We start from the raw sequence: 21,582 nt of genomic DNA, 5'->3' as shown, positions 1-21,582 counted from the left end.
TCAGAACAGCTCTTTGGCCAACAACTCCAGCGTCGCGACGCGCGCCGGTGCGGCGGCGGGGTCGGTGCCGCGGCGGGCCGAGGCCACCGGGTTCACCATCACCTCGTCGACGCCGAAGTGTTCGGCGAGCGCGCGGATCTGCTCGGCGGCCTCCGCCGGCGTCCCCAGGACGGCGCGTCGCAGACCACTGTCGACGATCGCCTGCTGCTGTCCGGTCAACGCGGCCACCGCCGCATCCTCCACCAGCGGCACCGGCCCGAGCGGCTGCCCGGTCCGCAGCCTGGCCATCATCTGCAGGTTGGGCAGCATCAACGCCGTTGCCTCCTGCTGGGTTTCGGCCACCGCGGCGTTGACCGTCAGAAACGTCCGCGGCTCAGCGGCAAACGCGCTGGGCGTGAATCGGGCGCGGTACACCTCGAGCGCCTCTTCGGTTCCCTTGCCGGAGAAGTGATGTGCGAACACGTACGGCAGCCCCTTGGCGGCGGCCAAATGCGCCGAATACATCGACGAACCCAGCAGCCACAGCCGCGGTTCGGTCGCGGCGGCCGGGGTGGCTTTGAGCGTGTAGTCGCCCGAGCGCAGCGGAACCCGCACGCCGCGCGCGCTCATCAGCGCCGCCACGTCGTCGAGGTATTCGGGGAAGTTCTCGATGTCCCGGCCGTCCTGCCCGCCCCGCAGCGCGTAGGAGGTCACGGGGTCGGATCCCGGCGCCCGGCCGATGCCGAGGTCGATGCGTCCGGGGGCGGCCGCTTCCAGCAGCGCGAACTGTTCGGCCACCGCGAGCGGCGCGTGGTTGGGCAGCATCACCCCACCCGAGCCGAGCCGTAGCTGCGAGGTCTGTGGTGCCAGATAGGCGAGGACCACCGGCGGGCTGGTGGCACCGACGGAAGGCATGTTGTGGTGCTCGGCGACCCAGTAGCGGGTAAAACCCAACCGATCCGCGGCCTGCGCCAGCTGCACGGTGGCCGCCAGGGCGTCGCCGGTCGTCTGGTCGGTGCGCACCGGGATGAGATCAAGGACGGAAAGACGCACGATGGCGTCAACGTGCGCGGGCCGGCAAACGTTCCCGAACCCCGGCCCTAGTAGTCCTTGAGGGTGATCGAGGAGACGATGCGGTCGAACACCTCCTGCGGTATCGGTGCGCCGCCGGGAATGTTGTCCACGACCAGCCATTGATTGCGCTGCACGTAGTCGGCGAATTCGCGGTGGTAGTTGGCGAATCCGCGCTCGTGGTCGGCGGTCCCGTCCGAGGTGGCGGACTTAAGCTCGCCGGCGAGGATGTAGGCGCCCAGCAGCGCGACGCTGGTGCCCTGTCCTGACAGCGGCGAGCAGCAGTACCCGGCGTCCCCGACCAGTACCACGCGGCCGTGCGACCAGCGGTCCATCTTGATCTGCGACATCTCGTCGAAGTAGAAGTCCGGTGCGGTCCGCATGTACTCCAGCAGTTGGGGGCGAACCCATCCTTCCCCGGCCATCCGCCGCTCCAGCTCGGCGAACTGGGCTTCGGTGTCGCGGTAGTCGATCCGCAGCTCCGGGTCCATGAAACCCAACATGGCCCGGGCCTCGGCGTTGTGACGCGCGCTGTAGATCCCCGCCATGGTGGAGTCGCCGTAGTGCCACATCTGCCAGTGGTCCAGGTCCAAGAAATTGGGCACGGTGAAGATCGCCGCGTGCGTGCCCAGCCGTTCGATGAAATCCTCCTCCGGCCCGAACACCAATCGCCGCACGTTGGAATGCAATCCGTCGGCGCCGACGACGAGGTCGAATTCCCGTGGTGCGGCACGCTCGAAGGTGACGCGAACGGCCGCACCATCGGCCTCCAACGCGGTGATGGTGTCGTCGAATAGGTAATCGGTCGTCCATTGGCTTGCGCCGTAAAGCAATTCGACCAAGTCGTCGCGCAGCAGTTCGATGTCGGGGCTGTCGATGCGCCCGCCGGTGGGTGTCGATTCGGTGTCGCGCGACAGTTCATTGCCGTCACGGTCGACCACGGAGGAGCCGCGGATTTGCGTCTTGCGCTTCTCGGCGGCGGCCAGCAGCCCCATGCGGTCGAGCACGGTCAGCGCCGGGCCGCGAACGTCGATCGCCTGGCCGCCCGGCCGCGGCCCGGTATGGCGCTCCACCACGGTCACCGAATGGCCGTGCCGCCCAAGCCAAAACGCGGCCGCCGTGCCCGCCACGCTGGCGCCGGAAACGAGAATCTCGCTCACTTGATCCCTGCCAGTTCTTTCGCGTCGCGGAAGATGTCGTCGAGCATTGCCGGTGTCAACCTACCGGTGAACATGTTTTGCTGGCTCGGGTGGTAGCAGCCGAGCAACCGCACCCCGGGGGCGAGGTCGGCAACGGCGCCGTGGCCGAACCGGGGCTTGGGTCTCGCGGCTCTACCGGAGGTGCCCGGCAGTCGCAGCGCGATCTGCCAGCCGAATCCGCCGAGGGCCACGACCACGCGGACGTGGTCGGCCACCAGCTGCCATTCGGCCTGCAGCCAGGGCCAGCAGGTGTCCCGCTCGGCGGGGGTCGGGGCGTTGGCCGGAGGCGCACACCGCACCGGCGCGACGATGCGAATCTGGTTGGTCCGCAACCCATCCGCGGCGTCGACGCTGGTCGGTTGGTTCACCAGGCCGGCCCGGTACAGCGCCGCGTACAACTGGTCGCCCGAGCGGTCGCCGGTGAACATCCGGCCGGTGCGGTTGGCGCCGTGGGCGGCGGGCGCCAGCCCGACGATGAGCAGCCGCGGCCGCGCCGCTCCCCAGCTGGGTACGGGCCGGCCCCAATACGGTTGGTCGGCGAAGGCCCGCCGTTTGACCCTCGCCACCTCCTCGCGCCAGTCGACCAGCCGCGGACAGGCCCGGCACACGCTGACCAGGGCGTCGAGCTCGGGGATCGAGGTGGCCTGTTCCGCGAGGGCGACGACCCGAGCGGCATCGGCCGCCACCGGGGTCTGCGGCGTGGCCGGGTCACCCGGCCATCCGGTGCCCGCGCCAACCGGAGAGTCGAACGGCTGGCCGGTACGCGGGTGGTCGAGCACATGAACATCCTGCATTCAGTGGCCACGTCGTGCAGACCCGGGCACCGTCCGGGGCCGCGACACGGGCTTACTATCGGGCCGTGAGCTCTGACGCCCTGGCCAGCCTGATCGCCGACCTGCCCGACGGGATGGTCGTCACCGATCCCACCGTGACCGAGGGCTATCGCCAAGACCGCGCGTTCGACCCGTCGGCCGGCAAACCGCTGGCCGTGGTGCGACCGCGGCGCACCGAAGAGGTGCAGACCGTGCTGCGCTGGGCCACCGCTAATCGGGTGCCCGTCGTGCCCCGGGGCGCCGGGAGCGGCCTGTCCGGCGGGGCGACCGCCCTGGACAACTGCATCGTGCTCTCGACCGAGAAGATGCGAGACATCTCGGTCGACCCGGTGACGCGGACCGCCGTATGCCAGCCCGGGCTGTTCAACGCCGAGGTGAAAAAGGCCGCAGCCGAACACGGCCTGTGGTATCCGCCGGATCCGTCCTCGTTCGAGATCTGCAGCATCGGCGGCAACATCGCCACCAACGCCGGGGGGCTGTGCTGCGTGAAGTACGGCGTCACCACCGACTATGTGCTGGGCATGCAGGTGGTGCTGGCCGACGGGACCGCGGTCCGGCTGGGCGGGCCGCGGCTCAAGGACGTCGCGGGCCTGTCGCTGACCAAACTCTTCGTCGGCAGCGAAGGCACGCTGGGCGTCGTCACGGAGGTGACGCTGCGGCTGGTACCCAAGCAGAACGCGTCCAGCGTCGTCGTCGCCACCTTCGCCTCGGTGCAGGACGCGGTCGACGCGGTGCTCGGGGTCACCGCCCGGCTTCGCCCCTCGATGCTGGAGTTCATGGACTCGGTGGCGATCAACGCCGTCGAGGACACCCTGCGCATGGACCTGGACCGCGGGGCGGCGGCCATGCTGGTGGCCGGGTCCGACGAGCGCGGCCGCGCCGGTAGCGAGGACGCCGAGATCATGGCCAAGGTCTTGGCGGAAAACGCTGCGACGGAAGTATTTTCGACCGACGATCCCGACGAGGGCGAAGCATTCGTCGTCGCGCGGCGGTTTTGCATCCCGGCCGTCGAAGCCAAGGGATCGCTGTTGCTCGAGGACGTCGGCGTGCCGCTTCCGGCGCTGGGCCGGCTGGTCACCGGGATCGCCGGCATCGCCGCCGAACGCGACCTGATGATCTCGGTGATCGCCCACGCCGGCGACGGCAACACCCACCCGTTGATCGTCTACGACCCCGCCGATGCCGACATGACCGAACGCGCCCACCTGGCATTCGGCGAGATCATGGACCTGGCCGTCGGTCTCGGCGGCACGATCACCGGCGAGCACGGGGTGGGCCGGTTGAAGCGGCCCTGGCTGGCTGGCTATCTCGGGCCCGAGGTGATGGACCTCAACCGGCGCATCAAGCAGGCGTTGGATCCGAAGGGCATCCTCAACCCCGGGTCGGGCATTTAGTTCTGGCTGCTGAGCGCCCGGCTGGCCGGGAAATCGATGTCGACTGCCCGGCTGGCCGAGCACTGGCGTCGCCGGGCGGTTGACATATCTCGGCTGCTGTCGTACGAATAAGACATGGCTGCTGTTATGTCTCAGAACGCACCGGTCGCCTTCCAGCTCGCGACCGCCGCCACCTGGTCGAACCCGTGGCCGATGTACCGCGCGCTGCGCGACCACGACCCCGTGCACCACGTCGTTCCGGCGAATTCTCCCGAGCATGACTACTACGTGTTGTCGCGGCACGCCGACGTGTGGGCGGCGGCCCGCGACCACGAAACCTTCTCCTCGGCAAAGGGCCTGACCGTCAACTATGACGATCTGGAACTGATTGGCCTGCAAGACAATCCACCGTTCGTGATGCAGGATCCACCGGTGCACACCCAGTTCCGCAAGCTGGTGTCGCGCGGGTTCACGCCGCGGCAGGTCGAGGCGGTGGAACCCAAGGTGCGGGAATTCGTCGTCGAGCGCATCGAGGGGTTGCGCGCGGCCGGCGGCGGTGACATCGTCACCGAGCTGTTCAAACCGCTGCCGTCGATGGTGGTCGCGCATTATCTCGGTGTGCCCGAAGAGGACTGGGTGCAGTTCGACGGCTGGACCCAGGCGATCGTCGCGGCCAACACCGCCGAGGGCGGCGTCGCGGGGGCACTGGAGACCGTCGGCGACGCGGTCGGGTCGATGATGGCCTACTTCACCGGCCTGATCGAACGTCGTCGCACCGACCCCGAGGACGACACGATCTCCCACCTGGTGACCGCGGGGGTGGGCGCCGACGGTGACGTCGCCGGCACGCTGTCGATCCTGGCGTTCACATTCACGATGGTGACCGGCGGCAACGACACCGTCACCGGCATGCTCGGCGGCTCGATGCCGCTGCTGCACGAGCGTCCCGATCAGCGAAAGTTGTTGGTGGACAACCCCGAATTGATCACCGACGCTGTCGAGGAGCTGCTGCGGATGACCTCACCGGTCCGGGGGTTGGCGCGCACGACCACCCGCGAGGTGACGATCGGCGACACCACCATTCCCGCCGGGCGCAGGGCGCTGCTGCTGTACGGGTCGGCCAACCGCGACGAACGCCAATACGGGCCCGACGCGGCCGAACTCGACGTGACCCGGTGCCCGCGCAACATTTTGACGTTCAGCCACGGCGCGCACCACTGCCTGGGCGCCGCCGCGGCCCGGATGCAGTCCCGGGTGGCGCTCACCGAGCTGCTGGCCCGATGCCCCGACTTCGAGGTCGACGAATCAGGGATCGCCTGGGCCGGGGGCAATTACGTGCGGCGGCCGCTGTCGGTGCCGATTCGAGTGGGGTCCTGATGCCGGGAAACGACTGGCTTTCCGCGCGGCGCAGCGAAGCGGCCGCCGACCGGATACTCGACGCGGCCGAGGAACTCTATACCCAGCGCGACTCGGATTCGATCGGCATGAACGAAATCGCCAGGGCCGCAGGGTGTTCCCGAGCGACGCTGTACCGGTATTTCGAGAATCGCGAGGCATTGCGCACCGCGTACGTGCACCGCGAGACCCACCGGCTCGGCCGCGCCATCCTCGCGCGCACCGGCGGCATCGAGGACCCGCACGAAAGACTGGTCGCGAGCATCCTGGTCACCTTGCAAATGGTGCGCGAGAGTCCCGCGCTGGCGTCGTGGTTCGCCACGACGCGCCCGCCAGTCGGCGGCGAGTTGGCGGGCCAGTCCGACGTGATCGCGGCCCTGGCGGCGGCGTTCCTGAACTCGTTGGGAGCCGATGATCCCGCGGTGGTGGAGCGCCGGGCGCGCTGGGTGGTCCGGGTGATCGTGTCGATGCTGCTGTTCCCGGGCCACGACGAAGCCGACGAGCGGGCGATGATCGAGGAATTCGTCGTGCCGATCGTGGCGCCGGTGTCCGCCCGCGGCTAGGGCCGCCGGATTCGTCGCGCTCCCGGGCCGGAAGCAATGTCCTCAGCGCCCGCCTCCAAGCAACGTCGGCTCGGCGCGCTGAGCAATGCGCTTGTCGCTGGGAGGCGGGCAAAGGCGCTAGTCGCGCACGCGCGTGAATCGGTGCAGCAGCCACGCCAACGGGATCGTCAGCGCCAGCGTCGCGACGAACAGATACAGCATCGGACCGGTGTACACGCGCGCGCCCACCACGTAGTCCATCGCGAATTCCATGGTGATCAGGTGGATCAGGAAGATCTCGTAGGAGATCTCCCCCAGCCATACCATGGGGCGGCTGGCCAACAGCCGCGAATACCATCCGTGATCACCCAGCGCCAATGGCGCCACCGCCAGTGCGGCGATCACCGCGTAAAAACAGGTCTTGAACAACGCCTCGCTCAGCGTCGCCGGGGAGGTGGTGGGCGCGCCGGCGATGGGCGTGGACGCGATGAAATAGCTGATGATCGCCAGCGGGATGGCCACAAACCCGTACGCGCGCACACCCATCTCCTGCAACACCGTGAGCATCATGCCGGCGAGGAACCAGGCCAGGTAGGTGGGCAGCCACAGCCGGGCGCCGTCGGGAAACCAGTGATCGGTGTGCACGAGAACCAACCACGCCGGGCTGATCAACGCCATCCCCGCCAGGGCGCCCAGCACCAGCTTCGGCTGCCATTGCCGCCGGCATATCAACACCAGCAGCAGGTAGGCCAGCAGCGGGAGGATGACGTAGAACGAGGCCTCCACGGCCAGGCTCCACATCTGGGTCAGCCCCTGGTGCAGATACTTGCCCAGGTAGCCGTTGCAGTAGATCTGGGTCAGCGTCAGGTTGCGCGCCAACCCCAGCCACGAGTGCCCGGGGTTGGGCCCCGCCTCGCGGAAGTGGTACAGCACGTAGGCGAACAACACCGTGACGACGTACGCGGGCATGATGCGCCGAACCCGGTGCCACGCATAGCGACTCAGCGACGGCGGCGGGCCGCCGGTTGCGGCGGACTTCACCCACGGACGGAACAGCAGGTAACCGGAGAGCACGAAGAAGATCGGCACCCCGATCTCCATCCGGGAACCGACCAGGCCCCAATAGCCGTGGGTGTATTTGCCGGTGGTGTAGGCCGCGTGGGTGCCGACGACGAGCAGCGCGGCGACGGCGCGGACGCCCGTCAGCGAGGCGACGCGGTCGACGCGCGAGGTCTGCTCGAGCCCGCCCTGGGCGTCCTGTTCTTCGGACAGCGTCATTCGCCGTGTTTCCTGCGCGGTTTCCCGCCGTCCCGGCCGCCGCGGGCCTTGGCTGAGGACCTGTCCGGCTGAAGGTTGATCAACACCCCCGAGATGCGGGTCTGCTCAAGCCTTTTGAACGTCGACTTGGGCAACTTGGCCGGCAGTTCCACCAACGAGAAGTCCGGGCCGATCGCGATGTGGCCGAAGTCGCTGCGATGCAGCCCTCCCTCGTTGGCGATGGCGCCCACGATGGCGCCCGGACCGATCTTGTGGCGCTTGCCCACCGCGATGCGATAGGTGGCGAACGGCCGTGTAGACCTTGGCTTTTCGGGGCGATCGCGGCGTTCGGTGCGCCGCTCGCGACGCTCGGGCGGAGGTTCGGGCGCCATCAGGAATTCCTCGCCGTCGCGGGATTGCAGGGCCAGCGCGGCGGCGATATCGGCCATCGGGGTGTCGTGCTCGCGTTCGTAGTCCTGGACCAGCTTGCGGAACAGGTCGATGCCGGGGGCCCCGAGCGCGGTGGTGATTGAATCGGCGAACTTGGCCACCCGTTGCGCGTTGACGTCCTCGACGGTGGGCAAGGCGGTTTCGGTGAGCGTTTGCCGCGTGGCCTTTTCGATCGCCTTGAGCAGGTGGCGCTCTCGCGGCGACACGAAGAGCAGCGCGGTGCCCGAACGTCCGGCCCTGCCGGTGCGCCCGATCCGGTGCACGTACGACTCGGTGTCGTGCGGGATGTCGTAGTTGAGCACGTGCGAGATCCGCTCCACGTCGAGTCCGCGCGCGGCCACGTCGGTGGCGACCAGGATGTCGATGCTGCCGTCCTTCAAGGCGGCGACGGTCCGCTCGCGCTGGCCCTGCGGGATGTCCCCGTTGATGGCTGCGGCGGAGAAACCTCGCGCCCTTAGCTTTTCGGCGACTTCCTCGGTGGCCTGTTTGGTTCTGACGAAGACGATCATCGCCTCGAACGGCTCGACCTCGAGGACCCGGGTCAGCGCGTCCATCTTGCGGGGACCGGCGACCTGGATGTAGCGCTGCGAAATGTTCTCGGCGGTCGCGGTTTTCGCCTTGGTACTGACCTCGAGCGGGTCGTGCAGGTACTTGGTGGTGAGCTTGCGGATCGCGGGCGGCATCGTCGCGGAGAACAGTGCCACCTGCTTGTATTCCGGGGTCTCCGACAGGATGCGATCGACCTCTTCGGCGAAGCCCATGGTGAGCATCTCGTCGGCCTCGTCGAGCACCAGGTAGTCGACGTGGGACAGGTCCAGCGTCCCCCGTTCGAGGTGGTCGATCACCCGGCCGGGCGTGCCGACCACCACGTGCGCCCCGCGCCGCAGCCCGGCCAACTGCACGCTGTAGGACGAGCCGCCGTAGATCGGCAGCACGTTGATCTTGGGCAGGTGGGCACCGTACCGGCTGAACGCCTCGGCGACCTGCAGGGCCAGTTCCCGGGTCGGGGCGAGCACCAGGGCTTGGGTGGCGGTGCTGGTGACGTCGATCTTGGAAAGGATGGGGATGGCGAACGCGGCGGTCTTGCCGGTGCCGGTCTGCGCCAGCCCGACCACGTCGGAGCCCGCCATCAGCGCCGGGATCGTCGCGGCCTGGATGCCGGTGGGTGATTCGTAGCCGACGTCGGCAACCGCCCGCAGCACCGAGGGGTGGATCTGCAGGTCGGCAAACGTCGTAGAGGCAGCCCCGGTCGAGCTGTCTGAGAGGGTCATCGCCCAAGAAGTCTAGTGGTGACCGGCTGTCCGGCGGTCCGCGTGATCATCAGCACAGCCGAGCGGGCCTCGGCCACGCCTGCCACACCCGCGGCGCCGATGACGGTACGGTGCGTCGATGTGTGGTCGCTACCGTGTCGTACCGAGCCACTGACCTGCTCGGCCGCTGTTGCATTGATCGCCGCCACGTTGACCGGCTGCGGTTCAGGAGATTCCACAGTCGCAAAGACACCGCAGGCAAGGACTTCTGAGACCCCGTCGATCACGGCCCCGGCCACGCCATTGCCGGCCGCCCAGCCCGGCAACGCGCCACCGGCCGATCCATGCGCGGTCAACCTCGCCTCGCCCACCATCGCGAAGGTGGTGTCCGAACTGCCACGCGACCCGCGCAGCCAGCAGCCGTGGAATCCCGAGCCGCTGGCCGGCAACTACAACCAGTGCGCGCAGCTGTCGGCGGTGATCATCAAGGCCAACACCAATGCGGTCAGCCCCACCACCCGCGCGGTGCTGTTCCACCTCGGCCAATTCATCCCGCAGGGCGTCCCCGACACCTACGGCTTCAGCGGCATCGACCCGGCGCAAACCACGGGCGACACGGTGGCGCTGACCTATCCGGGCGGGATCCAGGGCCTCAACACCCACGTGAAGTTTCATTGGAACGGCAACGCCGTCGAACTGATCGGCAATACGCCCGCGCATTGATCCCGGGCACGCCCGCCCGGCGCGACCATCGTGTCGGAGCCCTGTCCTACAGTGGCTCCAGTGTTCGTGACCGGCGACAGCATCGTTTACAGCGCGTCGGACCTTGCCGCCGCCGCCCGCTGCGAATTCGCGCTGCTGCGGGACTTCGACGCCAAACTCGGCCGCGGGCCGGCGACCGCGATCGAGGACGAACTGCTCACGCGGACAGCCACCCTCGGCGACGAGCATGAGCGGCGCGAGCTCGCCCGATTGCGCGAGCGATTCGGCGATGCCGTCGCGGTCATCGGCCGCCCGGCCTACACACCCGCCGGGCTGGCGGCGGCCACCGACGCGACGCTGCGCGCCGTCGCCGACCACGCCCCCGCGGTGTATCAGGCCGCGATGTTCGACGGCCGCTTCCTCGGATTCGCCGACTTTCTGGTCCGCGACGGCGAGCAGTATCGGGTTGTCGACACCAAGCTGGCCCACTCCGAAAAGGTGACCGCGCTGTTGCAACTGGCCGCCTACGCCGACGTGCTGGCGGCCTCGGGTGTGCCCGTCGCGCCCGAGGCCGAACTGCGGCTCGGCGACGGGACGGCCGTGCGGCACCGCGTCAGCGACCTGGTCCCGGTCTACCGATTGCAGCGGGTGCGGCTGCAGCGGCTGCTCGACGACCACCATGCGAGCGGCGCCGCGGTGCGGTGGGACGACGAAAGCGTGGCCGCCTGTTTTCATTGCCCGTCGTGCATCGAGCAGCTGCGCGCCGCCGACGACGTGCTGTTGGTCGCCGGCCTGCGGGTAAGCCAGCGGGACAAGCTGTTCAAGGCCGGCATCACCACCGTCACCGAACTTGCCGCCCACAGCGGGCCGGTTCCCGAGCTGGCCGCGGGTGTCGTCACCGCCTTGACCACCCAGGCGAAACTGCAAGTGCGCCAACGCGATACGGGCGTTCCGCAGGTCCAGGTCATCGACACGCAGCCGCTGGCGCTGCTCCCCGAGCCGGACCCCGGTGATTTGTTCTTCGACTTCGAAGGCGACCCGCTGTGGACCGCCGACGGCCGCGAGTGGGGCCTGGAATATCTGTTCGGCGTCTTGGAGGCCGGGCCTACGGGCCGGTTTCGCCCGCTGTGGGCGCACAACCGGGCAGACGAACGCAAGGCGCTGACCGATTTCTTGACGATGGTGGCCAAGCGCCGCAGGCGCCGCCCCAACATGCACATCTACCACTACGCGCCCTACGAGAAGACCGCGTTGCTGCGGCTCGCCGGGCGCTACGGCGTCGGCGAGGACGAGGTCGACGAACTGCTGCGCAGCGGCACGCTGGTCGACCTTTATCCGTTGGTGCGCAGGAGCATTCGCGTGGGCGCGGAGTCATTCAGCCTCAAGGCGCTCGAACCGCTCTACATGGGGTCCCGACTGCGCGCGGGCGACGTGACCACGGCGACCGGTTCGATCACCTCCTACGCGCGCTATTGCGAACTGCGCGCGGAGGGCCGCGGCGACGAGGCCGCCTCCGTGCTCAAGGAGATCGAGGACTACAACCACTACGACTGCCGGTCGACACAGGAACTGCGTAACTGGCTGATGTTGCGCGCCTATGAATCCGGTGTCGTACCGATCGGCGCCCAGCCCGTCGGCGACGGCAACACCGTCGAGGACCGCGACGAACTGGCGGTGACCCTGGCGGCGTTCACCGGGGCCGCCGGCATCGACGAGCGCACCCCGGAGCAGACGGCGGTGGCGCTGGTGGCCGCCGCGCACGGCTATCACCGTCGCGAGGACAAGCCCTTCTGGTGGGCGCATTTCGACCGGTTGAACTTCCCGGTCGACGAATGGGCGGACAACACCGACGTTTTCGTCGCCCACGAGGCGTCCGTCAGCGTCGACTGGCACACGCCGCCCCGCGCGCGCAAACCTCAGCGACGGCTCGAGCTGCGCGGCGAGTTGGCGCGCGGCGATCTCAAGAGCGACGTCTTTGCGCTGTACAAACCGCCGGCGCCGCCCGGCATGACCGACAGCCCGGACCGGCGGGCGGCCGGACGGGCCACGGTCGTCGAGGCCGACGACCCGGCGGTGCCCACCACGGTGGTCGTCCTCGAACGAGTCGGCGGCGACGGCAAGCCATTTCACCAGCTGCCCTTCGCGCTGACGCCGGGCCCGCCCATTCCGACCACGGCCCTGCGGGAGTCGATCCAGGCGACCGCGGCCGCGGTCGGCGCCGGGTTGCCGCGCCTGCCCGACAGCGCCATCGTCGACGTCCTGCTGCGCCGCGCGCCCCGCACGCGCAGCGGCGCTGCGCTGCCGCGCGGCGGCGGCACCTCGAACATCACAGCCGACATCACCGCCGCGCTGCTCGATCTGGATTCGTCGTACCTGGCGGTGCACGGGCCGCCCGGCACCGGCAAGACGCATACGGCCGCGCGGGTGATCCAGCACCTGGTCACCCAGCACCGCTGGCGCGTCGGTGTCGTCGCGCAATCGCACGCCACGGTGGAAAACCTGTTGGACTGCGTGATCGATGCCGGCCTGGATCCGCACCGCGTCGCGAAGAAGCGTTACGACCACCAGGCTCCGCGCTGGCAGGAGATCGACGGCGGCGCGTACGCGGCCTTCCTCGCCGATACGCCGGGCTGTGTGATCGGCGGCACCGCATGGGATTTCGCCAACGCCAACCGGATACCGCCGGGGAGTTTGGATCTTCTGGTGATCGACGAGGCCGGCCAATTCTGTCTGGCCAATACCATCGCCGTGGCCCCGGCCGCCGCGAACCTGCTGCTGCTCGGAGACCCTCAGCAGTTGCCGCAAGTCAGCCAGGGCACCCATCCCGAGCCGGTGGACACCTCGGCGCTGGACTGGCTGGTCGACGGACGGCGCACCCTGCCCGACGAACGTGGCTACTTCCTGGACCTCTCCTACCGGATGCACCCGGCCGTCTGCGCCGCGGTCTCGGCGCTGTCCTACGAGGGCAGGCTGCGCTCCCACGAATGCACCGCCGCCCGCCGCCTGGACGGGCATCGGCCGGGCGTGCAGCTGCTTTCGGTTGAGCACCAGGGCAATTCGACCGAAAGTCCCGAGGAGGCCGACGCGATCGCCGCCGAGATCGGGCGACTGCTCGGCGCGTCGTGGACCGATGAGCACGGCCGCCGGGCGTTGACGGCCGCCGATGTGCTGGTGCTGGCGCCCTACAACGCCCAGGTGGCACTGCTGCGTCGCCGGTTGAGCTCCGCCGGGCTCGGCGGGGTGCGGGTGGGGACCGTCGACAAGTTCCAGGGCGGACAGGCGCCCATGGTGTTCATCTCGATGACGGTGTCCTCCATGGACGTGGTACCGCGCGGAATCTCCTTCCTGCTCAACAGGAATCGACTCAACGTGGCGGTCAGCCGGGCCCAATATGCAGCGGTGATCGCGCGGTCGCCGTCGTTGACGGAGTACCTGCCCGCCACACCCGCGGGGCTGATCGATCTGGGCGCGTTCTTGGCGCTCACCCAACCCGATCTGCGCTGAGGCGCCTAATTGCCCGACGAGTGCCGGCCGTGACCGGTGGGATCGTCGTCGGGATCGGGGCGGTGGTGCTGGCCCCGCAGCGGGTCGCCGTCGGTGAAGTGGTGGCCCGACGGACCCCGGTGGGGGCGGCGCGGCGGTCGGGTGAGCCGGTCGACCGGCGGGCTGGGCTTGACCGAGCGCCGCACCGGCACCTGACGGAGGCGCTTTCCGCTGTCCAGATGAGACCCGTTGTGGGCAAATCCAATTGGCTGTGCCCGCGCAACCGGCTCGTCGAACACACGGTGCCACGAATCGTCCGGGCCCCGATGCCGCACCGCGGCGGGTGGCGGGGCCGCCGCATGAGCACGCTCCCCTGACGGCCGGTTGCCGCGCCCGACATCGGGTTCGCGCACGAGGACGAACTCGACGTATTCGTCGTCGTCGTAGTCGTCGTCGACGATGTCATCCTCGTCGGGCCCGAAGGGGTCGCCGCCCCGGCCGGTGCGGGACCAGGGCGCGAAGCCCACCAAGAACAGGGCGGCAATGATCCCGAACAACGCGATGAACGCCGGCAGCAGCACCGACTGCGACATCGCGGCGGCGAACGGTTCGCGCAGAAACCGCGGCAGCTGCAACGTGACGGCGTCCTCGTCGATGCCCCCACCGGCGGGCCGCCGCGGCATCTCGGCGGTGATCCGCCAGGTCATGAACGCGGCCATGCCGGCGCTGCCGAGCACCGCGCCGAGCTGGCGCACGGAGTTGTACACCGCAGAGCCCGCACCGGCCAGGTGCGCCGGCAGGTTGCGCGTCGCGGTCGCCGTCAGCGGCGACCACACGAACGCCATGCCGACGCCCATCGCGAAGAACGGCAAGACCAGCCGCCAGATCGGGGTCGTCGGCGACATGTCGAAGGTCAGCCAGGTCAGCGCGATCGCCAGCACCGAAAAGCCGAAGCCGAGCACCGGCCGGGGATGGTAGTTGTCGACGATCTTGCCGACGAACGGCGCGAACACCCCGTTGGCGATCGCCATCGGCGCGATCAGCAAGGCCGAGCGCGTCGGCGACAGCCCGCAGACGGCTTGGGCGTAGAACGTCAGCGGCAGCATCATGGCCGTCGCGGCGAACGAGACGATGGCCACCCCGACGTTGCACAGGCTGAAGTCGCGGTCACCGAAGATCACCAACGGGATCAGCGGCTCGTGGGGGTTCACCGACTGCCAGAACACGAACACCGTCATGAACCCGAAGCCCGCGACGATCAACGCCCAGATCCACGGCTCCCAATGCGCGGCCTGCCCCTGTTGCAGCCCGAACACGATCAAGAACATGCCCACCCCGGACAGCCCGACCCCGATCAGATCGAACCGGTGTGACTGGGTGGGCAGCACCGGGATCAGCCAGTACGCCAACGCCAGCCCGATCACGCCGACCGGGACGTTGACGAAGAAGATCCACTGCCAGCCCAGCCCGTCGACCAGCACACCGCCGGCCAGCGGGCCCACCAGGCTGGCGGCTCCCGCGGTGGCCCCCCACAGGCTCACCGCGATGCCGCGCCGCTGCGGCGGGAAGATCCGGGTGATCGTCGACAGGGTTTGCGGGGTGAGCACGCCGGCTCCGACACCTTGCGCGACGCGGGCCGCGATCAGCATGGCGGCGCTGCCCGACAGCCCGCACCACACCGAGGAGACGGTGAAGACCACCAGGCCGATCAGGTACAGGTTCTTGGGGCCGAACCGGTCGCCGAGGCGGCCCGCCACGAGCAGCACGACGGCGTAACCCAGCAGGTAGGCGCTGGTCACCCAGACCACGGTGTCGTAGCCGATGTGCAGGTTGGCCATGATGGTCGGGTTTGCGATCGCGACGATGGTCGAGTCGACCATGATCATGAAGAAGCCGATCATCATCGCCCAAAGCGGGTTCCAGGGATTCTGCGAGTGCGGCGAGCTGCGGGTGATGAAATCCCAACGATGGGCGGCCCGCGTCGGCCCGGAACCCGCACGCCGCTCACCCCCGGGCATGCGGGGCGCAGCCGTGGTCATCCACCCCACCTCGTTTCGCTCCCGACGATGCCGTTACGCCGCATCGGCCCGTCCGGTCGATCGGCCTGAACTCCCAGGTCATCGACCGCGCGCGCGGCGAACCGTTCACCACGACGACCGGCCGGCGGCACGGCCGTCGCAGACATCCAGCCTGCATTATTCCCGGCGGCGCAAGAGGGCCGGCAGCCACGGATCCGGTGGGCGTCGATAACGGCGTCAGGATTTGCCGCGGGCACGTTAGCCTGAAAGAACCCCATTTGCAGGAGAGACACTATGCGGGCCCGACGGAACAGGTCGCCGAAGCGGTTATTCACCATGGCCAACGCGGGAGAGGCGCCGACCGGCAAGAACGGTCGGCCCAAGATGTCCGCGCGGGCGTTGGCGCAGGTCATCGAGCGCAGCTCGCGGATACAGGGCCCCGCCGCCGAGGCCTATGTGACCCGGCTGCGCAACGCCGATCCCGATGCCAGCCCGGCCGAGATCCTGGCCAAGCTGCAGAAGCGCTACGTGGCCATGGTGACGGCCGGCGGTGTTGCGGTGGGAGCCGCGGCGACCGTCCCCGGAATCGGCACGTTGAGTGCCCTGTCCGCGGCGGCGGCGGAAACGGTGACGTTCCTCGAGGCCACCGCGTTCTTCGTGTTGGCGGTCGCGGTGGTCCACGACATTCCGGCCGATCACCGGGAACGGCGCCGCGCCCTGGTGCTGGCGGTGCTCGTCGGTGACAACAGCGAGCAAGCCGTCACGCAGTTGATCGGTCCGCGGCGCACCAACGGCGGCTGGATCTCCGAGAGCCTGGCCGCGCTTCCGCTGTCGTCGATGTCGGGACTGAACTCGCGGCTGCTCAAGTCGTGGGTCAGGAAGTACACGGTGCGGAGGGGCGCCCTGTTGTTCGGCAAACTGCTGCCGGTCGGGATCGGGGTCGTGGTGGGAGCGGTCGGCAATTACCTCGCCGGCAAGAAGATGGTCCGCAACGCCAACCGGGCGTTCGGCCCCCCACCCGGGCGCTGGCCCCGCGCGCTGCATCTGGTGCCCCCGATCCACGAAGCCGGCTAGCGGCGATCGCAAGCGCGGCCGGGGCGATCGCCAGCGCGGCGTAGCCGGGCGCAGCGGGTCGCCGCATAGTCCCAGCCGGGCGCGGCGGGTCGCCGCCGTCGGGCTAGCCCCCGCCCCGAGGCCCCCGGTCGCCCTGGCGGATTGGTGGCGAGAGGTTAGCCTTTATAGGGCGGCAGCAATGGGTACCGCCATGGATATGAGGTGCTCGGCGCGCCGGGCAGACGAGGGTGCAGGCACCGCGCGATAGCTGCGGTGGCCCTGTAGGACAAAGGGATTGAGGCGAACTGCGGTCGTGAGCAACATAAGTTCACCATTCGGTCAAAACGAATGGCTGGTCGAGGAGATGTACCGCAAGTTCCGCGATGACCCCTCGTCGGTGGATCCGAGCTGGCACGAGTTCCTCGTCGACTACAACCCCGAGCCGACGGGCGAGGCGGCGACGGCCACCCCGACCAGCGGCGATGGCCGGCCGGCCGCGGCCCCCGCCAAGCCGGCCCCGGCGGCCCCCGAAAGCCCCAAGCCCGCGCCCCCCGCCAGCACGGCGCCCCCCGTCAGCACGGCCGCCGGCAACGGGGTCCCGGCGCGCCCCGCGAAGGCCGCCGCCCCCCCCGCCGGCCGAAGGCGACGAGTTGCAGACGCTGCGCGGCGCCGCGGCGGCCGTCGTCAAGAACATGTCGGCGTCGCTGGAGGTGCCGACGGCGACCAGCGTGCGCGCCGTTCCCGCCAAGCTGCTGATCGACAACCGGATCGTCATCAACAACCAACTCAAGCGCACGCGCGGCGGCAAGATCTCGTTCACCCACCTGCTCGGGTACGCGCTGGTGCAGGCGATCAAGAAGTTCCCGAACATGAATCGGCACTACGCCGAGGTCGACGGGAAACCCACCGCCGTCACCCCGGCGCACACCAACCTGGGGCTGGCGATCGACCTGCAGGGCAAGGACGGCAAGCGTTCCTTGGTGGTGGCCGGCATCAAGGGCTGCGAGACCATGCGGTTCGCGCAGTTCGTCACCGCCTACGAAGACATCGTGCGGCGGGCCCGCGACGGCAAGCTGACCGCCGAAGACTTTGCCGGCGTGACGATTTCGCTGACCAACCCGGGCACCATCGGCACCGTGCACTCGGTGCCGCGGCTGATGAACGGCCAGGGCGCCATCATCGGCGTCGGCGCCATGGAGTATCCCGCCGAGTTCCAGGGCGCCAGCGAGGAACGCATCGCCGAGCTGGGGATCGGCAAGCTGATCACGCTGACCTCGACCTATGACCACCGCATCATCCAGGGCGCGGAATCCGGCGACTTCTTGCGCACGATCCACGAGATGCTGCTCTCGGATGCGTTCTGGGACGAGATCTTCCGCGAGCTGGGCAACCCGTATCTGCCGGTGCGCTGGAGCACCGACAATCCGGACTCGATCGTCGACAAGACCGCCCGGGTGATGGAATTGATTGCGGCATACCGCAATCGCGGCCACCTGATGGCCGACATCGACCCGCTGCGCTTGGACGGCAGCCGGTTCCGCAGCCACCCCGACCTCGAGATCCTCAACCACGGCCTGACGCTGTGGGATCTCGATCGGGTGTTCAAAGTCAACGGCTTCGCCGGGTCCGAGTACAAGAAGCTGCGCGATGTGCTGGGCCTGCTGCGCGACGCCTACTGCCGCCACATCGGCGTGGAGTACACCCACATCCTCGATCCCGAGCAGCAGGAGTGGCTGCAGCAGCGCGTCGAGACCAAGCACGTCAAACCGACGGTGGCCGAGCAGAAGTTCATCCTGAGCAAACTGAACGCGGCCGAGGCCTTCGAGACCTTCCTGCAGACCAAATACGTTGGGCAGAAACGGTTTTCACTTGAGGGCGCGGAAAGCATCATCCCGATGATGGACGCGGCGATCGACCAGTGCGCCGAGCACGGGCTCGACGAGGTCGTCATCGGGATGCCGCACCGTGGCCGGCTCAACGTGCTGGCCAACATCGTCGGCAAGCCGTACTCACAGATCTTTTCGGAGTTCGAGGGCAACCTCAACCCGGCGCAGGCGCACGGCTCCGGCGACGTCAAGTACCACCTGGGTGCCACCGGCGTGTACCTACAGATGTTCGGCGACAACGACATTCAGGTGTCGCTGACCGCCAACCCGTCGCACCTGGAAGCCGTCGACCCGGTGCTGGAGGGCCTGGTGCGCGCCAAGCAGGACCTGCTGGACAGGCGCGCCGAGGACCAGGGGGACGACAAGGCCTTCTCGGTGGTGCCGATGATGCTGCACGGCGACGCGGCGTTCGCCGGTCAGGGCGTGGTCGCCGAGACCCTCAACCTGACCCACCTGCCCGGTTACCGCGTCGGCGGCACCATCCACATCATCGCCAACAACCAGATCGGCTTCACCACCGCGCCGGAGTACTCACGGTCCAGCGAGTACTGCACCGACGTCGCGAAGATGATCGGGGCGCCGATCTTCCACGTCAACGGCGACGACCCGGAGGCGTGCGCGTGGGTGGCCAAGCTGGCCGTCGACTTCCGGCAGGAGTTCAAGAAGGACGTCGTCATCGACATGCTGTGCTACCGCAAGCGCGGGCACAACGAAGGCGATGACCCGTCGATGACCAACCCCGCCATGTACGACGTCGTCGACATCAAGCGCGGGGTCCGCAAGAGCTACACCGAAGCCCTGATCGGCCGCGGCGACATCTCGATGAAGGAAGCCGAGGACGCCCTGCGCGACTACCAGGGCCAGCTCGAGCGGGTGTTCAACGAGGTCCGCGAGCTGGAGAAGCACGGCGCGCTGCCCAGCGAATCGGTGGAGGCCGACCAGATGCTGCCCGCGGGCCTGTCCACCGCGGTGGACAAGGCGCTGCTGGCCCGCATCGGTGACGCGTTCCTGGCGCTACCCGAGGGCTTCACGGCGCACCCGCGGGTGCAGCCGGTCCTGGAGAAGCGCCGGGAGATGGCGTACGAGGGCAAGATCGACTGGGCCTTCGCCGAACTGCTGGCGCTCGGCTCGCTGGTGGCCGAGGGCAAGCTGGTGCGCCTATCGGGGCAAGACACCCGGCGCGGCACCTTCTCGCAGCGCCACTCGGTGATCATCGACCGCAACACCGGCGCGGAGTTCACGCCGCTGCAGCTGCTGGCGACCAACCCCGACGGCACCCCCACCGGCGGCAAGTTCCTGGTCTACGACTCCCCGCTGTCGGAATACGCGGCCGTCGGCTTCGAGTACGGCTACACCGTGGGCAACCCGGACGCGCTCGTCCTGTGGGAAGCCCAGTTCGGGGACTTCGTCAACGGCGCGCAGTCGATCATCGACGAGTTCATCAGCTCCGGCGAGGCCAAGTGGGGCCAGCTGTCCAACGTGGTGCTGCTGCTGCCGCACGGCCACGAAGGGCAGGGTCCCGACCACACCTCCGGCCGCATCGAGCGCTTCCTGCAGCTGTGGGCGGAGGGTTCGATGACGATCGCGATGCCGTCCACACCGTCCAACTATTTCCACTTGTTGCGCCGGCACGCCCTCGACGGCGTGCAGCGCCCGCTGATCGTGTTCACGCCCAAGTCGATGCTGCGCAACAAGGCGGTGGTCAGCGACGTCAAGGACTTCACCGAGATCAAGTTCCGCTCGGTGCTCGAGGAGCCGACCTACGAGGACGGCATCGGCGATCGCGGCAAGGTCAGCAGGGTCCTGCTGACCAGCGGCAAGCTCTACTACGAGTTGGTGGCCCGCAAGGCCAAGGACAACCGGGACGACGTGGCGATCGTGCGGATCGAGCAGCTCGCCCCGCTGCCGAAGCGCCGGCTGGGCGAAACGCTGGACCGCTACCCGAGCGTCCAGGAGTACTTCTGGGTCCAGGAAGAGCCGGCCAACCAGGGCGCGTGGCCGCGCTTCGGCCTGGAATTGCCCGAGCTGCTGCCCGACAAGCTGACCGGGCTCAAGCGGATTTCCCGCCGGGCGATGTCGGCCCCGTCGTCGGGCTCGTCGAAGGTGCACGCCGTCGAGCAGCAGGAGATCATCGACACGGCCTTCGGCTGATTCGCCGTTCACACCCGAAGAGAGTGGGACCGCCGGTACCGGCTAGCCTCGACGCAAACGGGCCGACTAGGAAGGGTGCTCATGCAAGGATTCGCCGGCAAGGTCGCGGTGGTGACGGGCGCGGGTTCGGGTATCGGGCAGGCGCTGGCCGTCGAGTTGGGGCGCTCGGGGGCCAAGGTGGCCATTAGCGACGTCGACCTCGAGGGCCTGGCCCAGACCGAGGAGCAGCTGAAGGCGATCGGCGCCCAGGTCAAGGCGGATCGCCTCGACGTGACCGAACGCGAAGCGTTCCTGGCCTACGCCGACGCGGTCAAAGAGCACTTCGGCACGGTCAACCAGATCTACAACAACGCCGGGATCGCCTTCACCGGCGACGTCGAAGTCAGCCAGTTCAAGGACATCGAACGCGTGATGGACGTCGACTTCTGGGGCGTGGTCAACGGCACCAAGGCGTTCCTCCCGCACCTGATCGCGTCCGGCGACGGGCACGTCATCAACGTCTCCAGCGTGTTCGGGCTCTTCTCGGTGCCGGGGCAGGCGGCCTACAACTCGGCGAAGTTCGCCGTCCGCGGCTTCACCGAGGCGCTGCGCCAGGAGATGGTGGCCGCCGGCCACCCGGTCGCGGTGACCACGGTGCACCCGGGCGGCATCAAGACCGCGATCGCCCGCAACGCCACCACCGCCGAGGGCCTCGACCAGGCCGAGCTGGCCAAGTTGTTCGACAAGCGGCTGGCCAAGACCACCCCGCAGCGCGCGGCCCAGATCATCCTCGACGCGGTGCGCAAGAAGAAGGCGCGGGTGCTCGTCGGCGTGGACGCCAAGGTGTTGGACATCTTGGTGCGCCTGACGGGTTCGGGGTATCAGCAGCTGTTCGGGCCCGTCATGGGCCGGCTGCTGCCGAAGCAGTGATCGATCTCTCAGTGTGACGGGCGCGCGCGTT

At 68.7% G+C, this 21,582-nt stretch carries 14 protein-coding genes and 1 pseudogene; 9 read left to right on the top strand and 6 right to left on the bottom strand.

Annotated features, from left to right (window positions below):
- Genes W7S_RS06380 through W7S_RS06370 form a run of 3 tightly spaced genes read right to left on the bottom strand, consistent with a single transcriptional unit; the run spans nucleotide 1 to nucleotide 3,043 of the window.
- Entirely contained in the window at nucleotides 1–1,032 is a 1,032-nt protein-coding gene (locus tag W7S_RS06380) for an LLM class flavin-dependent oxidoreductase (RefSeq protein WP_008254695.1), read from the bottom strand.
- Nucleotides 1,033–1,079: 47 nt separating this feature from the next.
- Nucleotides 1,080–2,210, bottom strand: coding sequence for an FAD-binding protein (locus W7S_RS06375; protein WP_008254693.1), 1,131 nt, complete (start codon nucleotides 2,208–2,210; stop codon nucleotides 1,080–1,082).
- Entirely contained in the window at nucleotides 2,207–3,043 is an 837-nt protein-coding gene (locus tag W7S_RS06370; RefSeq protein WP_014379570.1) for a uracil-DNA glycosylase, read from the bottom strand. Before W7S_RS06370 ends, W7S_RS06375 begins: the two co-directional genes overlap by 4 nt.
- A gap of 65 nt (nucleotides 3,044–3,108) precedes the next feature.
- Between W7S_RS06370 and W7S_RS06365 the strand changes: the two genes are divergently transcribed.
- The 3 genes from W7S_RS06365 (at nucleotide 3,109) to W7S_RS06355 (ending at nucleotide 6,413) form a co-directional block, all read left to right on the top strand.
- Nucleotides 3,109–4,476, top strand: coding sequence for an FAD-binding oxidoreductase (locus W7S_RS06365; RefSeq protein WP_008254690.1), 1,368 nt, complete (start codon nucleotides 3,109–3,111; stop codon nucleotides 4,474–4,476).
- 114 nt (nucleotides 4,477–4,590) lie between these two features.
- Nucleotides 4,591–5,832: a cytochrome P450 gene (locus tag W7S_RS06360; protein WP_014711083.1), complete on the top strand. Its 1,242-nt coding sequence runs from the start codon at nucleotides 4,591–4,593 to the stop codon at nucleotides 5,830–5,832.
- Complete coding sequence (locus tag W7S_RS06355; protein ID WP_008254688.1) at nucleotides 5,832–6,413, top strand: TetR/AcrR family transcriptional regulator; 582 nt, start codon at nucleotides 5,832–5,834, stop codon at nucleotides 6,411–6,413. Before W7S_RS06360 ends, W7S_RS06355 begins: the two co-directional genes overlap by 1 nt.
- A gap of 117 nt (nucleotides 6,414–6,530) precedes the next feature.
- Here W7S_RS06355 and W7S_RS06350 read toward each other — a convergent pair whose 3' ends face one another.
- Together W7S_RS06350 and W7S_RS06345 are read right to left on the bottom strand one after the other, a co-directional pair.
- Nucleotides 6,531–7,670 (bottom strand): acyltransferase, encoded by a 1,140-nt coding sequence (locus W7S_RS06350; RefSeq protein ID WP_008254687.1) that lies wholly within the window; start codon nucleotides 7,668–7,670, stop codon nucleotides 6,531–6,533.
- A complete protein-coding gene (locus W7S_RS06345) occupies nucleotides 7,667–9,370 on the bottom strand; it encodes a DEAD/DEAH box helicase (protein ID WP_008254685.1) in 1,704 nt (567 codons plus the stop codon). Before W7S_RS06345 ends, W7S_RS06350 begins: the two co-directional genes overlap by 4 nt.
- Before the next feature lie 99 nt (nucleotides 9,371–9,469).
- On the opposite strand from W7S_RS06345, the gene W7S_RS06340 reads away from it, so the two are divergent.
- Nucleotides 9,470–10,072, top strand: coding sequence for an LppP/LprE family lipoprotein (locus tag W7S_RS06340; RefSeq protein WP_036429163.1), 603 nt, complete (start codon nucleotides 9,470–9,472; stop codon nucleotides 10,070–10,072).
- 60 nt (nucleotides 10,073–10,132) lie between these two features.
- Complete coding sequence (locus tag W7S_RS06335; protein WP_008254681.1) at nucleotides 10,133–13,555, top strand: TM0106 family RecB-like putative nuclease; 3,423 nt, start codon at nucleotides 10,133–10,135, stop codon at nucleotides 13,553–13,555.
- 5 nt (nucleotides 13,556–13,560) lie between these two features.
- Here the strand turns inward: W7S_RS06335 and W7S_RS06330 are convergent, their stop codons facing one another.
- Nucleotides 13,561–15,573, bottom strand: a complete 2,013-nt coding sequence (locus W7S_RS06330; protein ID WP_170320557.1) for an MFS transporter — start codon at nucleotides 15,571–15,573, stop codon at nucleotides 13,561–13,563.
- 273 nt (nucleotides 15,574–15,846) lie between these two features.
- On the opposite strand from W7S_RS06330, the gene W7S_RS06325 reads away from it, so the two are divergent.
- From W7S_RS06325 to W7S_RS06315, 4 genes and pseudogenes are all read left to right on the top strand, one after another.
- Nucleotides 15,847–16,626: a hypothetical protein gene (locus W7S_RS06325; protein ID WP_029385054.1), complete on the top strand. Its 780-nt coding sequence runs from the start codon at nucleotides 15,847–15,849 to the stop codon at nucleotides 16,624–16,626.
- 292 nt (nucleotides 16,627–16,918) lie between these two features.
- Nucleotides 16,919–17,053 (top strand): annotated as a pseudogene (locus W7S_RS27760) (hypothetical protein); the annotation flags it as partial.
- Nucleotides 16,989–20,642, top strand: coding sequence for a multifunctional oxoglutarate decarboxylase/oxoglutarate dehydrogenase thiamine pyrophosphate-binding subunit/dihydrolipoyllysine-residue succinyltransferase subunit (locus W7S_RS06320; RefSeq protein ID WP_369751723.1), 3,654 nt, complete (start codon nucleotides 16,989–16,991; stop codon nucleotides 20,640–20,642). The pseudogene W7S_RS27760 and the gene W7S_RS06320, both read left to right, overlap by 65 nt.
- A gap of 81 nt (nucleotides 20,643–20,723) precedes the next feature.
- A complete protein-coding gene (locus tag W7S_RS06315; RefSeq protein WP_014711081.1) occupies nucleotides 20,724–21,551 on the top strand; it encodes an SDR family oxidoreductase in 828 nt (275 codons plus the stop codon).
- Nucleotides 21,552–21,582 lie beyond the last annotated feature (31 nt).

The sequence above is a fragment of the Mycobacterium sp. MOTT36Y genome, from assembly GCF_000262165.1.
Taxonomy (GTDB): Bacteria; Actinomycetota; Actinomycetes; order Mycobacteriales; family Mycobacteriaceae; genus Mycobacterium; species Mycobacterium intracellulare.
This window is presented reverse-complemented; position numbering and strand designations above follow the sequence as displayed.

Coding starts and splice junctions, on each gene's coding strand:
- W7S_RS06370 (WP_014379570.1), bottom strand. CDS start 3,043: ATGCAGGATGTTCATGTGCTCGACCACCCGCGTACCGGCCAGCCGTTC.
- W7S_RS06360 (WP_014711083.1), top strand. CDS start 4,591: ATGGCTGCTGTTATGTCTCAGAACGCACCGGTCGCCTTCCAGCTCGCG.
- W7S_RS06355 (WP_008254688.1), top strand. CDS start 5,832: ATGCCGGGAAACGACTGGCTTTCCGCGCGGCGCAGCGAAGCGGCCGCC.
- W7S_RS06350 (WP_008254687.1), bottom strand. CDS start 7,670: ATGACGCTGTCCGAAGAACAGGACGCCCAGGGCGGGCTCGAGCAGACC.
- W7S_RS06345 (WP_008254685.1), bottom strand. CDS start 9,370: ATGACCCTCTCAGACAGCTCGACCGGGGCTGCCTCTACGACGTTTGCC.
- W7S_RS06340 (WP_036429163.1), top strand. CDS start 9,470: ATGACGGTACGGTGCGTCGATGTGTGGTCGCTACCGTGTCGTACCGAG.
- W7S_RS06330 (WP_170320557.1), bottom strand. CDS start 15,573: ATGACCACGGCTGCGCCCCGCATGCCCGGGGGTGAGCGGCGTGCGGGT.
- W7S_RS06325 (WP_029385054.1), top strand. CDS start 15,847: ATGCGGGCCCGACGGAACAGGTCGCCGAAGCGGTTATTCACCATGGCC.
- W7S_RS06320 (WP_369751723.1), top strand. CDS start 16,989: ATGACCCCTCGTCGGTGGATCCGAGCTGGCACGAGTTCCTCGTCGACT.
- W7S_RS06315 (WP_014711081.1), top strand. CDS start 20,724: ATGCAAGGATTCGCCGGCAAGGTCGCGGTGGTGACGGGCGCGGGTTCG.